This is a genomic window from Arsenophonus endosymbiont of Aphis craccivora, from assembly GCF_013460135.1.
GTDB lineage: Bacteria > Pseudomonadota > Gammaproteobacteria > Enterobacterales > Enterobacteriaceae > Arsenophonus > Arsenophonus nilaparvatae.
On sequence record NZ_CP038155.1, the window covers coordinates 931154 to 946248 of the forward strand.

The following is a 15095-nucleotide window of genomic DNA, read 5'->3' on the forward strand; positions in this document are numbered from 1 at the left end:
GGAATATCCTGATGAAAACAATTGCTATTGTCCATTCACCAGAAATGCCACCAAGAACCTATCTTGCTAAGCAAATATTATGTCAACAGATATAACAACAATCCTTAAAATTAACGGATAATATTGCAGAAGCGGAACTAATTATTGTTATTGGTGAAAATATATCTAATGAATACCAATTAACTGGTAAAAAAGTTTTTTTACTGATGAAGCACAGACAATATGTAAGTCAGAAAAAATTCTCTCTATAGCCAAAAAAGCAGCGATTAGTGTGGAAAAGGTCAATTTTAGCAAACCAGCGGCGGCAAAAAATCAGCGTGTTTTAGCCGTGACTGCTTGTCCTACTCGGGTAGCTCATACTTTTATGGCAGCAGAAGCCTTAGAAATTGAAGCTAAAAAGCGCGGCTGGCAAATCAAAGTAGAAACACGTGGTTCGGTAGGAACAGGCAATGAAATTAGCTCAGCAGAGATTAATAACGCCGATTTTATTATTGCTGCTACAGATATTGAAGTTGATTTAACGAAATTTGCCGGTAAACGTATTTATCATACCTCAACAAGTGCCGCCTTAAAAAGAACAGCACAAGAAATGGATAATGCATTAACTACAGCTGAATATTATCAACCTCACAAAGTAAAAAATAGCTCAGACAAGTTAACTGAGAAAACAGCAACTCAAGGCATCTATCGTAATCTACTTACTGGTGTTTCTTACATGTTCCCCATGGTAGTAGCCGGTGGGCTTTGTATCGCTCTCTCTTTTATGTTTGGTTTAGATGCAGCCGAACAACCAGGCACATTAGCTGCTGCATTAATGCAAATTAGTAAACACACTGCTTTAGCCCTCATGGTACCGATTTTATCTGGTTATATAGCTTACTCGATTGCCGATAGAACTGGCTTAACGCCTGGATTAGTTGGTGGCATGCTAGCGGTTAGCACCAATGCCGGTTTTCTTGGTGGTATTATTGCCGGTTTTCTGGCTGGCTATGTCGCCAAATTACTCAATCAACACTTTCCATTACCTAAAAGTATGGTGTCCCTAAAACCAATCTTAATCGTGCCATTGTTCGCCACATTAATAACTGGCTTAGTCATGATCTATATTATCGGTAATCCCGTTTCCTGGGTAATGACAGCTCTTACCGAATGGCTAACCAACATAGGTACAACTAATGCGGTGATCTTAGGTGTTATTTTAAGGTGCGATGATGTGTACAGATATGGGAGGACCAGTTAATAAAGCTTCTTATGCATTTGGTGTCGCGTTATTAAGTGCCCAAACTTATGGACCTATGGCAGCCATTATGGCGGCTGGTATGGTGCCCCCTTTAGCAATGGGCCTTGCAACATTATTTGCTCGTCATAAATTTTCATCTAATGAACGTGAAGGCGGCAAAGCAGAGTTCATATTAGGTCTATGCTTTATTTCTGAAGGCGATATTTCCTTTGCTGCTCGTGATCCGATGCGGGTATTACCTATCTGTATGCTCGGCGGGGCAATTACCGGTGCATTATCGATGTATTTTCATGTAACGCTAATGGCGCCGCATGGTGGGCTGTTTGTTATGTTGATCCCTGGGGTGGTACAACCAATTATTGCTTATCGGTTAGCAATTATCAGTGGGACTTTAATCAGCGCAATATTATATGCGTACTTAAAAAGATCAGAAGTCGACGCTTCATTGAATAAAAAAATACTCAACTAATTATTTTGTCATTAACAAAAAATATATTGTTAATGACAAAAATAATCATTAATCGATATTCAAACTAAACAAAGAATATTGTAGTATCAATCTTACTTACCGGTTCAGGCTCTGTACTAATTTTGATGCCAAATGTCTTAAAATAAATAGATGTCTGATTGCTGACTAAATAGAGATCTCATTTATTTGATATTGATTGTCACTAGCAGCCAATTTACCATTCAACCAGCCACTCACTAACATATGTACATGAGTTAAATCTTTATTTACTCATAAATCACTAAATTTAAATTTAAATTTAGTAAAAATAATCCTATTCTATCAGCAATTAAATCATGTTGATTTACGCTAATATAGATAGATTATATTATTATAATATTTTCTTATTGCTGCCGAAAAGGGCTTTGTTGAATAAATCAGAATTAGCCGCCAGGATGGCTCCCTCTGCTACAGCTGTTATCCGATCCTGACGCTGGGTGGCATACCCAACAACGTCATACGGTTCAGCGCTTTGACCATCGCCATTGCTTCACCTACCTGAGCCTCATAGTCACGCAGCCTCAGATGGCCACCCAGCAAAGTTTTTATGCGGAACATCGCTGTTTCTGCCACTGAACGCCGTTGATAACCCACTTTCTTTTTCCACATATCATTACTCCTGCTCAGACGCTGATTCGCCACCGCATGGTTACGTTCATGGTACTTGTCCTGCCAGTATTTCGCTCTGCTTCGCGGCGGGATAAGGGGCCTGATTTTCTTTCTTAGCAACGCGTCGTGGCAGTAACAGGCGTCATAAGCACCGTCTGCTGACACTTCCCTGATTTTCCGGTGGGTTTGGTTAATCAGGCCCGGCAGTGCCTGCGCATCTGTCGTTCCGCTGAGCGATAAGTCGGCACAGATAATCTCATGATTCACACTGTCTGCTGCCAGATGAAGCTTGCGCCACACTCTTCGTCTGTCAGCCCCATGCTGCCTGACTTTCCATTCACCTTCGCCAAAGACCTTCAGACCGGTACTGTCGATGACCAGATGCGAGATTTCACCACGCGTTGGCGTTTTTATGCTGATGTTTACGCTCTTTGCTCGTCTGCTGACCAGCGAGTAGTCCGGACAGCACAGCGGCAAAGACATGAGTTTAAAAATCGAATCAACGAAGCCCTGTAATGCCCGGAGCGACAGGTTAAACACACGCTTCATCATCAGGACAGTGGTAACAGCCATATCGCTGTAGTAAAGCGGCCGGCCACGACCTTCAGGCGAAGAACTGTCAGTCCATCCAGCGATGGCCGACTCATCAAGCCAGACCGTCAGGGAACCGCGTTGTCTGAGTGCCTTGTTGTACGCGGGCCAGTTGGTAATTTTAAACTTTTGCTTTGCCATGGGGACCTGATGTTGAAACGAATTTAGCGATCAGCTCCGCCAATCACCTAAAAGTTCGATTTATTCAACAAAGCCTAGAAAATAGTAATACTCAATCTACTTTAATGATTTGATCTCTTTTTGATCAAACTTTTGGGTTAATTATGTTAGTTTTCAAAATTCCCCTTAGATTAAATATAATCCTTCAGTTGCCGCTAATTTATCCGTTTATTACTAGGCTTGATTGTCTTTAGCGCTTTTAATTAACCCACTAAGCTGATGCAGCTACATTGGCATAATTTGCCGCTAAACTTCCCATTAGCCAATTGGCCTAATAGATTGAAAATGATAATTGAATAGCAGTTGGTGGCAAGGCTGATTGGAAGCTAAACCGGCTACTTTAGATTGACTTGGATTATGGATGAGTATGTGTTTTTTGGTTGATAACACTTCTTCTAAAAAAATAATTATCTCTTACACAAACTGGAGCAAGATAACAATATTTTGATGTTGTAAATAAAAACTCAGTAAAGTGGTACTACATACTACTTTGTGATTAAGGTATTGAGAATATTCAAGCAAATAATATAATGGATGAATATTAACCGAAGACCGCCAAATAGTTTTACCATTCAATATATTAAATAAAATTTCTAGATGAATATTCCCATTTAATTCTTTCAAAAACAAAGATCAAACTTAACATCAGAAAAATTAGGTGTCATAGTAGAGAAATTAACGTTAAGTATCACCTTGATAAAGGATTTCTATGGCGGTCCCAACTTATGATAAATTTATTGAGCCTGTATTGTGTTTTTTAAAACATCATCCTGAAGGCGTAGCCGCGAAAGTGGTTCATGAAGGTGCAGCAGAACTTTTAGGGCTTGATGAAAACCAACGCTCTGAACTTGTTTCCAGTGGTCAACTCATTTATAAAAATCGTTCAGGTTGGGCACACGATCGACTAAAACGCGCGGGACTTTTACAAAGTTTATCACGCGGAAAATGGTGTCTAACGGATGCAGGTTTAGAATGGATTAAAAACAACCCTTTTCCTCTTAGTAAAGAGCAGATCGACCACCTTGCCTTTGATTTTATAGACGTGAGGTTAAAAACAAATCCAGATGCAGTAAAAGAAATTCGCGATGCGATAGCCATTGATTTGCTGGAAAATTTACTTCAAGTATCTTATAATCGATTTGAAGTGATCGTTTTAGATGTTCTTCACAAGCTTGGCCATGGCGGTCATCGCGATGACCTACAGCGTGTAGGTGGCACAGGAAATGCTGGCATCGATGGTATTATTTCGCTAGATAAGCTAGGACTGGAAAGAGTTTATGTACAGGCGAAACGTTGGCAAACTACTGTCGGACGCCCTGAACTACAAGCATTCTATGGAGCCCTTGCAGGGCAAAAAGCGAAACGTGGTATTTTTATTACCACCTCAGGCTATACCGCTCATGCTATCGATTTTGCCAAATCGGTTGAAGGATTAGTGCTAATTGATGGCAAGCGTTTGGTTAATTTAATGATGGATAATGAAGTTGGCGTTAGCTCACAACTAATTAAACTGCCAAAACTTGATATGGATTATTTTGAACAATAATTTTAACTATCAATTTCTTCAAAGCTTAATAAAGATGACTGTAGGTCTAACATAAAAGATATTGAAGATCACTAGCCTGCACACCATCAGGTTTTCCAGCCAGAAAGTGGAGTACTGGCTCAATAAATTTATCGTAAGTAGGAACTGCCATAGATACATCCCTGATAATGTTTTTATTAGATTGGTTATCAAACCAATCAGCTATAAATTAGTTAGTTGCTCAGCAACCAAATGTACTTGCAACTTATGAAGAAGATGAAGACGAAGATGAACATATACACCACGGTTCCCCATTTTGCTGACCAAGGGAAAATCTAATCTCCACATCATAAATCAGAAAATATCACCCCCGCCATCTAATCCAGCCGCGTTTTTATAATTTCCCATTCCGGCATAACCTGCCCCATTAGCCGATAAAAGAGCTCGCTGTGATTATGTTCGGCGATATGGCACAGCTCATGCAGGATCAGGTAATCGATGCATTCGCGCGGAGCTTTGACTAAATAGGGATTTAGTGTCAGCCGACCATTAGGTGAACAACTGCCCCATTGAGTCTGCATGGTTAAAAGGCGCAGTTGAGGACGTTCACTTACCCATAGCGCCTGCTCAAGCATCGCATCCAATCGTCTGCTAAAGACCTCTTTAGCTCGGATTTTATACCAGTGAATCAACAACTGCCGGACCTTTTCTGCGTCCCCATGGTGCGAAATGACTTCCAGTTTGCCTCGTAGCATTTTTACGCCCCGTGTACTGGCGGGCTCTTCCAAAACCTTTAACTGATATTGTTTACCCAAGTAATAGTGGCTTTCCCCACTAATATATTTGCGTGGAGTGATGTAAGCCAGCTGTTGGCGAAAATCACGCAATTGCTGATAAATCCAACTGCGACGTTTTTTCACTGCATTTAGTACTGCTTGAGCGTCGGCTCCCTCAGGGGCGGACACTATCACCCGGCAATTCGGGTGCACTTTAATTAACACGCGCTCGGTTACCTGGTGGCGGGGAATGCAGTCGAAGTAAATTCGCTCATTACCATAGAGAAAACACATTGAGCGCGGTGAACATTGAACAGACAAAACTTAAATCCCACTCAACCCGACACGGGTAATTTGCACGATCATTTCCACAATCTTTTTGGCTTGTTCCATCCCACCACCAATAACTTTGAACTCTTTAAACATCAATGGCAGCAGCTTCTTACGAATATCCGCCTCAATGTTTTGTGGATTAATCTAGTTTTCTGCAACCGAACGATCAACCAGTTGATCGAGGGTAAATGCCAACTTCACCCACTGTTCCTGTATCTGGGGGTCGGAAATGGTGAAAACCTCCGGCAAAATCTTTCTAAATACGCCAAAATAAGCCTGAGCATGATGATTACCGTAAAACGCATCGGGAATATCACTAAGCTGACGCCTCTGCACTTGCTCTTCGAACTCACGGAACAGCAAATATTGTTTCAGCGGATGGTGAAAAAGCTTTTCTGCTTCCTCAATTGCCTGACGCAACAGTTTAGAAAAAGCCTCCTGCGCGTAGGGGTCGTCATATAGTTGCTGCTCGATCATACGGGTGACGCGGGTTTTAATAATATCGGTTTCGTTGCGGGTTTTCTCCTCACTCCACTCTTCTGGTTGCTGACGTTGCCCCATTAGTCTAACTTCATACACCCCATCAGGCTCGCGGACTTCCACGCCAACCACTTGCTTATTCAACAGTTTTTTCACCTGCTCAGTGTACACGTCGTAATCAATGCGTTCACCAGCATCCTGCTGCACTAGCTGACGAAAGCTGGAGAACTGCTTCACCGTCTCCTTATAGAGACGGCGATCGTCATCACTAAAGCTCTTATCCTCAAAGAAAGTGGCAGATTGCAACGCCACCTTAAGGCAACTGGCAAACGCCGTCAGCGCTTCATAGAAATCTTCAGTACCTTAAGATGGATATCCACCAGTTCGCCGTCATGCTCTTCAATACGCGGTATCAGTACCTGGCGCAGTTGCTCAATGTCATGTTTATTCTTTACAGCCGCAAAAATCGCCCACAGGTTTTTATGCAGTTGGGGCAAACGTTTGTATTCCGTGCTCATCTGGTTGTAAAGGCCTACCAGATCGTTGATGTCGTAACCGCCCTGGGTGCGGGATGCAAGCTTCTGATATTTCTCAATCGTAGTATCCAGCTCGCTAAGAATGCCACGATAATCGATTAACAAGCCAAACTTCTTTTGCGGATGCAGACGGTTAACACGAGCAATCGCCTGGATCAGGTTGTGACCTTTTAGCGGCTTGTCGATATAGAGCACCGCATTCTTCGGCTCATCAAAGCCAGTCAGTAACTTATCGACCACAATCAACATTTTCAACGTGTCGTCTTTTTCAAAACGTTCAATAACATGCTGCGTATAAACCTGCTCATTCTGCGAACCGATATTATCTTTCCACCATTGAGTTACTTCAGGCGTGGTAGCTTCATCAACCTCAGTATTGCCTTCACGGCTATCAGGGGGACTGATGACAACCGCCGATTCAAATAGCCCGGCTTCATCAAGGTACTTTTTATATTTTATAGCAGAAGCTTTGCTGTCACAGGCCAGCTGGCCTTTTAAACCATCGTCAATGTTCTTCACGAAGTGATTGGCGATATCTAGTGCAATCAGGCTGATACGATCGTCGGTACTATAAATTTGCCCCTTTCGGGCAAACTTACGCTTAAGGTCAGTTTTTTGTTCGTCACTCAGACCCTCGGTAATAAGTTCAAACCAGCTATCAATTGCGCGTTCATTAACATCAAGATCAGGAATACGCTCTTCGTAAAGCAGTGGGGTGACCGTTTTGTCCTCTACCGCTCGCTGCATGGTATAGGCATGCACAATAGGGCCAAACTTATTGGTGGTTTTATCTTCTTTCAACAACGGCGTGCCGGTGAAGGCAACAAAGGCAGCATTAGGCAGCGCCTGCTTCATTCGGATATAATTTTCACCCCCCTGGCTACGATGGCCTTCATCAATCAATACGATGATATCCGAGCTGGTATTAACGCATTCAGGCAACCGGGTAGCGGTATTGAACTTCTGAATCAACGAAAAGATGATGCGCTCAGTCCCTTTACCAATCTGCTCCGCCAGCCGCGTGCCGGAGGTAGCGATAGCTGACGCTTTATCTCGCTTCCCTGACAGTTCGCCACCCGAAATAAAAGTGCGACTGAGTTGTTTCTCCAGATCGATACGATCAGTCACTACCACAATACGGCACTGCTTTAGAGTTTCATGTAGGATCAGCATCTTACTCAGGAAAACAATAGTGAATGATTTTCCGGAACCGGTGGTATGCCAGCTAACTCCGCCTTCACGGCCGCCATCAGGTCGATGGGTGTTGATACGTTCAAGCAGGCGCTTTATGCCAAACCCCTGCTGATAACGGGCTACCACTTTACCCACTTTTTTATCAAACAGAGTGAAGAAACGCGTCATCTCCAACAAACTAGTAGGCGACAATAGGCTGATTAACATCTGATCCTGGCCGGTGACAGCCAATTCACCATTAGAAACCAGTTGTTGATACCAGGCCACAACCTCAGCTGAACGATGACTGAACAACCTAGTGAATTGTTCAGTAGAGCACAAGCGATTCTTGATGGCATACATTTCCGCGTCGGAGATGTCTTCTTCGCGCCAGTTTGCCCAGAACTTGGCAGGCGTACCACAAGTAGCATAGCGACCCTCATGACCATTGATGGATAACAGCAACTGGCTATAGACAAACAAATGCGGAATTTCATCGTGGCGCTGATTACGCAGGCTTTGCGAAATCCCTTCATCAATAGTTAGCCCTTTTTTAGCATTGCCATCAGGCCGCTTGGCTTCAATCACAACTAGAGGAATACCATTAATACAGCAAACAATATCCGGCCTGCGTGATTAAATTCCAATGGAACGGGTGACATTGAACTCTTCAGTAAACACATAGCTATTATTGGTAGGGTTATGCCAGTCAATCAGAGCAATCGTAGGATTAGCCTTTTTACCGTCGATAAATTCAGTGACAGAAATGCCATACATCAGGTGGTTATAGAGCCGCTCATTGGCAGTGAGCAAACCTTCATTTAGTGCCGGACTATTTACTTCGGCTACCAAGTTATCGATGGATTTATCAGAAAGTGGGTAATCCCGAACGGCAAAGGTAAAAGTACGCTTCGCCAGTTGTTGGCGCAAAATTTGGCTTAATAACACTTGATCTGGCTTATTACCTCGGACAATCAGCGACGCTTCAGGTGTAAGATATGACCAGCCGAGATTAGAAAGCAATGCCAGCGCCGGGCCTTTAGCGCTGTACTCCTCCTGAAATTTTGGCGGGTGCTGTATATTCATGACTCATCCTTAGCTTTTGGTTTAGCTTGCCACTGCAATAACTCGCTGATATCCCGCTCGCCTTCAGCCTCTTTTAAACGACGCCGCTGTTCAGCAAAATGTTCATATTCAGCCTGGGCTTTGTTGTTTGCCATTTTTTTACTGATTGAGCCTTGCACCTTGCAATAAGTTGCGATCGTTCAATTGCAGAAATTGATCCAGCTTTTCCTGCCAGTCACGTAAAAATATCTGCTGCCGTCGTCGGGCCTGATCTTCGGCAAAATCCAGCCACATATTGACCACCAGGTTTAGTTCATTAATTTCATCTTGATTGAGATAATTTTTGCCGACAGTTACATCTCCTTTGCGCACTTCGCCACCCTTAAAACTGGTCAGCCCCAATGCGGAAGACTAGCATCGGCCCGCTGGTGGATAAGCTCAGCGGCCGTTTTCCCTGTACAAGCGAAATGCAGCTTATTCTGAATGGCCTGGAAAAAACGGCTGGTCTCTTTCAGTGAGGGCTGATAGTCCGCCGCCAGGGCAAAGATTTCCCGTACCCGCAAATAAACACGTCGCTCACTGGCACGAATATCACGGATGCGTTCCAGCATCTCACCAAAGTAATCGGGTATTATCGATGAGCCGAACGGCGGATTTTTCAGTCGCTCATCGTCCATAACAAAACCTTTAATCAGATATTCCTGCAAGATTTGAGTGGCCCATTGGCGAAACTGGGTACACGAGTGGAACGAACACGGTAACCGACTGCCAGTACAGCTTCAAGGTTATAGTGGTCAATCTCCCTAGCAACCTGCCGCTTACCCTATAAACGAACTATCCGGAATTTCCGGATAGTTGAAGTTTGAGCAAGTTCACCTTCAGCAAAAATGTTGACCAGATGTTCATTGATGGTGCGCACATCTTTAGCGTATAGCTCTGCCATTGTTGCCTGAGAGAGCCAGAGCGTTTCCGCTTCAAATCGGCATTCAACCCGCACACGGTCATCGTCACTTTAAAATAGCAGAAATTAACCCGCCGGGGCCAACTGTTTATCCATTATGCCGCCTCCTTTTTCACCCGGCGTTTACCGGTTAGCAGTTGCTGCATCAGGGCTTTTTTTTCTTGTTTTAGGTGGTGGAGTTTTTTTTCTAAAGTGATAGTTTTTTTTCAGACAACCTAAGGACTTTACCTATCTCATGCTGTTCCTCTATTGACGGGTATGAAATCATGACACTTCTGAACCCATCTTGAGATACTACATACCTCTGGCCACTCCCGTCTGCAAGCAATGAAACTTGCCTTCTGAACGAGGGGGTGGAAAAGGCAAATGCTTTAAAGTTTAAATCCCAAACTTCTTTAATTCTGAATCTGACTATATGATAGCTATAGCAACAGCTGTCAATATCAGTTGCAATCACAGCAGACATACCTACTTCATCCCTGGTTTCTGACGATGGAGTGAAGAATACGTCACCCTTCAGTACACTACACCCATCAACCTTAGCATATGGCGCAGTAACCCAATGATTGATGTCATTAGAGAATATGAATGTTTTCTTGAATACGTCGGTGAAATTTAACAAACGAACAGGTATTTCACCTTCTACAATTTTTTTGTCAACACCTGCACTTTTTATTTCTCCAATATCTCGGCTTTGTTGAATAAATCAGAATTAGCCGATAGGATGGCTCCCTCTGCTACAGCTGTTATCCGATCCTGACGCTGTGTGGCATACCCAACAACGTCATACGGTTCAGCGCTTTGACCATCGCCATTGCTTCACCTACCTGAGCCTCATAGTCACGCAGGCTCAGATGGCCACCCAGCAAAGTTTTTATGCGGAACATCGCTGTTTCTGCCACTGAACGCCGGTGATAACCCACTTTCTTTTTCCACATATCATTACTCCTGCTCAGACGCTGATTCGCCACCGCATGGTTACGTTCATGGTACTTGTCCGGCCAGTATTTCGCTCCGCTTCGCGGCGGGATAAGGGGCCTGATTTTCTTTCTTAGCAACGCATCGTGGCAGTAACAGGCGTCATAAGCACCGTCTGCTGACACTTCCCTGATTTTCCGGTGGGTTTGGTTAATAAGGCCCGGCAGTGCCTGCGCATCTGTCGTTCCGCTGAGCGATAAGTCGGCACAGATAATCTCATGAGTCACACTGTCTGCTGCCAGATGAAGCTTGCGCCACACTCTTCGTCTGTCAGCCCCATGCTGCCTGACTTTCCATTCACCTTCGCCAAAGACCTTCAGACCGGTACTGTCGATGACCAGATGCGAGATTTCACCACGCGTTGGCGTTTTTATGCTGATGTTGACGCTCTTTGCTCGTCTGCTGACCAGCGAGTAGTCCGGACAGCACAGCGGCAAAGACATGAGTTTAAAAATCGAATCAACGAAGCCCTGTAATGCCCGGAGCGACAGGTTAAACACACGCTTCATCATCAGGACAGTGGTAACAGCCATATCGCTGTAGTAAAGCGGCCGGCCACGACCTTCAGGCGAAGAACTGTCAGTCCATCCAGCGATGGCCGACTCATCAAGCCAGACCGTCAGGGAACCGCGTTGTCTGAGTGCCTTGTTGTACGCGGGCCAGTTGGTAATTTTAAACTTTTGCTTTGCCATGGGGACCTGATGTTGAAACGAATTTAGCGATCAGCTCCGCCAATCACCTAAAAGTTCGATTTATTCAACAAAGCCCAATATCTCCCAACCTACAACTCTTCCACTCACAATTAAACCTACTCCCATTTTTATCGAGTAGCCGTTTTTTACCTGTTAGCAATTGCTGCATCAACGCTTTTTTCTGCTGTTGACTATTGGCAAGCAGTTGCTCAGTGGTAGCAATCGCCCGATCCCAGGTAGAAAGGATTTGGGCGATTTTTTTTTGTTCAAAAAGCGGGGGACCTGGAACCTGAATTAATTTTACTATACCAGCACTTAGATTTTCTTGACCACCACTATTAGACATTTCTCGGATATGCTCATACTGACTTATCAGAAACCGATAATAATAATCAATTTCATATCCTTCCTTTAGAAGGATCGCTGCACATGCTTGGTTAGTTGTAGCCTCTATTCCTAGCTTTGCAACTTGTCCTCGCGTTTTGCCTTGACCATACATTGCCATGAGAATGGTATTTTTGGGAAAGAGTTTTGCTGATGAATTATTTAATCCATCTACTGTTATCTTCTCCGCTGTATCAATAATTGTTTTAAATTGAACTTCAGCTGTAGTAACCCAAGGGATATTACCATTACAATAGAGCACGTTTTTACGACTTGGCGTTCCCCCAGAAGAAACGGTAGCAATTCTTTCTATTATACTTAATTGCCACCCTTCAGGCACCATCACCCAGCTCCTTTAGATACTTTGCCATTTCCAGCTCCAGTTCAGCCAATTGAGCTTGCAATTGCTTACGCTCGGCACGGACTGCCATCAGATCAATTTCCTGTTCTTCTTCAAAGGTATCAACATAGCGGGTAATATTCAGGTTGTAGTCGTTGTCGCGGATCTGTTGCAGACTGGCTAGATAGGCGTATTTATCGACATTTTCGCCGTCACGATAGGTTTTAACGATTTTGGCAATATTCTCTGCGCTAAGCAGGTTCTGATTTTTACTCGCTTTAAACTCACGGCTGGCGTCGATAAACAGTACCTTATCGTCAATCTTCTGCTTTTTGAAAATCAGGATCGCGGCTGGAATACCGGTACCAAAAAATAACTTTTCCGGCAGGCCAATCACTGCATCCAGCAGGTTTTCTTCAATCAACTTTTGTCGAATTTTACCTTCACTGGAGCCACGGAACAGCACACCGTGCGGCACCACAACGCCCATTCGCCCGGTTTTCGGTTGTAGTGTTTCGATCATATGTGAAATAAAGGCATAGTCGCCTTTGGTTTTCGGCGGCAGACCACGGCGGAAACGGCCGAATTTATCGCTTTCCACATCGCTGTGCCCCCACTTATCCAGCGAGAACGGCGGGTTAGCGGTGACGATATCAAATAGCTTCAAGTTACCTTTTTTATCCAGTAGCTTAGGGTTACGAATAGTGTCACCCCATTCGATCTTGTGGTTATCCTCGCCGTGCAAAAACATGTTCATTTTCGCCAGCGACCAGGTTGAACCTATCGCTTCCTGGCCATACAACTCATACTGCTTGCTGTCGTGATTTTGTACCACTTTTCGGCCACATTTCATCAATAACGAGGCAGATCCGCAGGCCGGATCGCAAATGGTATCGCCCGGTTGCGGATCGAGTAATTCTGCCATCAAATCAGACACTTCCGGCGGGGTATAATATTCACCAGCTTTCTGACCACTATTAGCCGCGAACTTACCAATCAGGTACTCATAGGCATTACCGATGACATCCAAACCACCTATCCGGCTGGGTTTCAGGTCAAGTTCAGCACTGGCAAATTCTGCCAAAAGGTATTTCAGAATGCCGTTCTTTTGCTTCTCTTCACCCAACTTGTCGGTATTGAAAGTGATATCCTGAAATACGCTTTTTCCCGCATCTTTCAGTTTGGTACCGTTGGCTTCTTCAATCGCGTGCAGCGCCTGATCGATACGCTCACCGTTGCCTGGCTCATTGCGGTGCTGAAAAAGCGTATAAAAGCTGGCTTTCTTTGGCAGAACGAAACGCTCGTTCTTCATCATCTCTTCGATCAACTCCGGCTCATCACCATACTCAGTCTTATAGTTATCGTAATGATCCTGCCACACGTCCGAGATGTACTTGAGGAACAGCATGGTAAGAATAAAATCTTTATAAGTGTCCGGGCTGATAGTGCCGCGAAAAATGTCGCAAACGCTCCATAACACCCTATTAATACGATTCTGGTCTATCTTGTTGCTCATAATGGATTAATTCCTAAATAAATTTTGCAAAATTCCGCGTTGCAGCTTCTGACGACTGGTCTGTAGCTGATTAATCAGTTGATCTTCTTGTTCCCATGCCTGCTGTAAGCCAATGATGCTGCGCTGAGTTTCTATTGGCGGTATCGGCAGTTGCACCTTGAGCAGCGCAGATTTTGTCAGTAGCTGAATATTTGTGCCACTACGATGAAACATTTGCTGGATCTTTGGCTGATTAATGATCCAGCACAGATACTCAGGCAACACCGTTTTTGTTTTGATATTGATGATAAGAAATTGATTCGTCGCCACAACGGGCACTTTAGCGCTATAAACCACGGCAATATTGCGATTGCCGCGCGCAGCAACGACGATCTCCCCCGATTCAAGTAACGGGGTAGTAGAATTCTGCTCCCACACCACTGCTGGCAGCGCATTTGGTTCTATTTGCAAACCCTGGGTGAGATCTTTGATCTGCAAAATACGAACGTCGCCCCCTGAGCTTGGTTTTATCGCCTCGCGCAAGGTAAAGCCTGAACGGACATCGGCAATTTTCTCCAGGTTCACTAAGTTTGTCGGCATGCTTACCTCTTAGTTATTGCGCTATTTGTTGCAGCAATATGGTAATCCACGAAGCGGTCTGCTATTTACTTGGTGACGATAATCCAGGCCGACTTGAGAAAAGGCACCAGGCTCCATAGGATTGGATACGTTCGATAAGAGACGAATAGTCACGCTGCTTAGGCAAATGGTAATTAATTTGATATACTGACATAACTTCTATTTCCTTCTGGCAAGTTGGAGTTTAAGTGATCGTTACAGGTGGCCGCCTGTAGCATAACCTTGCTTAACTCTATAGAACTGCTACAGAGATAAAAATAAAACAATATTAATTATCGTGCAAACTTTTCACTGAGTCAAGAAAATAAACGCAGTAGAACCTCTATAGCTTAACACTAATTTAGATTAAGGAACAAAAAATAACAGCGGCCGCTAATCTTGTGACAAAGTAACCACAATCACTAATTAAGGCATCTAACAAAATTGGGTTAGAATCATTAATGATATAAATTAAGAAATAAGCTTATCAATATTCTACGGAATAACCTTTTTTTCCGAACCACATCTAGATAATCCCTGTACCACTACAGCATAAGGCTACGATTCCCAGATACTCAGCATTATGAATATACAAACACTATTGCAGCAAG

The 15095-nt window shown here is 43.9% G+C and carries 7 protein-coding genes and 3 pseudogenes; 2 read left to right on the plus strand and 8 right to left on the minus strand.

Going from position 1 to position 15095, the window contains the following annotated elements; translation table 11 throughout:
• Nucleotides 1–11 precede the first annotated feature (11 nt).
• Nucleotides 12–1709 (plus strand): annotated as a pseudogene (fruA, locus tag E3U36_RS04980) (PTS fructose transporter subunit IIBC).
• Nucleotides 1710–2165: 456 nt separating this feature from the next.
• Here the strand turns inward: fruA and E3U36_RS04985 are convergent.
• A complete protein-coding gene (locus tag E3U36_RS04985) occupies nucleotides 2166–3089 on the minus strand; it encodes an IS5 family transposase (RefSeq protein WP_180817302.1) in 924 nt (307 codons plus the stop codon).
• 748 nt (nucleotides 3090–3837) lie between these two features.
• Between E3U36_RS04985 and E3U36_RS04990 the strand changes: the two genes are divergently transcribed.
• The gene (locus tag E3U36_RS04990) at nucleotides 3838–4674 is read left to right on the plus strand and encodes a restriction endonuclease (RefSeq protein ID WP_180817303.1); all 837 of its coding nucleotides are present in this window, start codon (nucleotides 3838–3840) and stop codon (nucleotides 4672–4674) included.
• 356 nt (nucleotides 4675–5030) lie between these two features.
• Here the strand turns inward: E3U36_RS04990 and E3U36_RS04995 are convergent, their stop codons facing one another.
• The 7 genes and pseudogenes from E3U36_RS04995 to E3U36_RS05025 all read right to left on the minus strand — a co-directional run bounded on the left by E3U36_RS04995 (nucleotide 5031) and on the right by E3U36_RS05025 (nucleotide 14466).
• On the minus strand, nucleotides 5031–5750 hold the full coding sequence (locus E3U36_RS04995; RefSeq protein WP_439647280.1) for a M48 family metallopeptidase: 720 nt from the start codon (nucleotides 5748–5750) through the stop codon (nucleotides 5031–5033).
• Between the two features lie 3 nt (nucleotides 5751–5753).
• A pseudogene (locus E3U36_RS05000) lies at nucleotides 5754–9037 on the minus strand (type I restriction endonuclease subunit R).
• Nucleotides 9034–10013, minus strand: a pseudogene (locus tag E3U36_RS05005) (virulence RhuM family protein). The pseudogenes E3U36_RS05000 and E3U36_RS05005 overlap by 4 nt, the downstream one beginning before the upstream one ends.
• Nucleotides 10014–10723: 710 nt before the next feature.
• Nucleotides 10724–11647 carry an IS5 family transposase gene (locus E3U36_RS05010; RefSeq protein ID WP_180815966.1) on the minus strand — a complete coding sequence of 308 codons (924 nt, stop codon included), beginning with the start codon at nucleotides 11645–11647 and terminating at the stop codon, nucleotides 10724–10726.
• A 64-nt stretch (nucleotides 11648–11711) separates the two neighbouring features.
• Complete coding sequence (locus E3U36_RS05015; RefSeq protein WP_180817305.1) at nucleotides 11712–12374, minus strand: restriction endonuclease subunit S; 663 nt, start codon at nucleotides 12372–12374, stop codon at nucleotides 11712–11714.
• Nucleotides 12364–13887, minus strand: coding sequence for a type I restriction-modification system subunit M (locus E3U36_RS05020; protein ID WP_180817306.1), 1524 nt, complete (start codon nucleotides 13885–13887; stop codon nucleotides 12364–12366). Before E3U36_RS05020 ends, E3U36_RS05015 begins: the two co-directional genes overlap by 11 nt.
• 6 nt (nucleotides 13888–13893) lie before the next feature.
• Entirely contained in the window at nucleotides 13894–14466 is a 573-nt protein-coding gene (locus E3U36_RS05025) for a restriction endonuclease subunit S (RefSeq protein WP_180817307.1), read from the minus strand.
• Between the last annotated feature and the right edge of the window lie 629 nt (nucleotides 14467–15095).

Excerpts from the sequence above, each read along its gene's own strand:
- E3U36_RS05020 (WP_180817306.1), bottom strand. The coding sequence starts at position 13,887 with ATGAGCAACAAGATAGACCAGAATCGTATTAATAGGGTGTTATGGAGC.
- E3U36_RS04985 (WP_180817302.1), bottom strand. The coding sequence starts at position 3,089 with ATGGCAAAGCAAAAGTTTAAAATTACCAACTGGCCCGCGTACAACAAG.
- E3U36_RS05010 (WP_180815966.1), bottom strand. The coding sequence starts at position 11,647 with ATGGCAAAGCAAAAGTTTAAAATTACCAACTGGCCCGCGTACAACAAG.
- E3U36_RS05015 (WP_180817305.1), bottom strand. The coding sequence starts at position 12,374 with ATGGTGCCTGAAGGGTGGCAATTAAGTATAATAGAAAGAATTGCTACC.
- E3U36_RS05025 (WP_180817307.1), bottom strand. The coding sequence starts at position 14,466 with ATGCCGACAAACTTAGTGAACCTGGAGAAAATTGCCGATGTCCGTTCA.
- E3U36_RS04990 (WP_180817303.1), top strand. The coding sequence starts at position 3,838 with ATGGCGGTCCCAACTTATGATAAATTTATTGAGCCTGTATTGTGTTTT.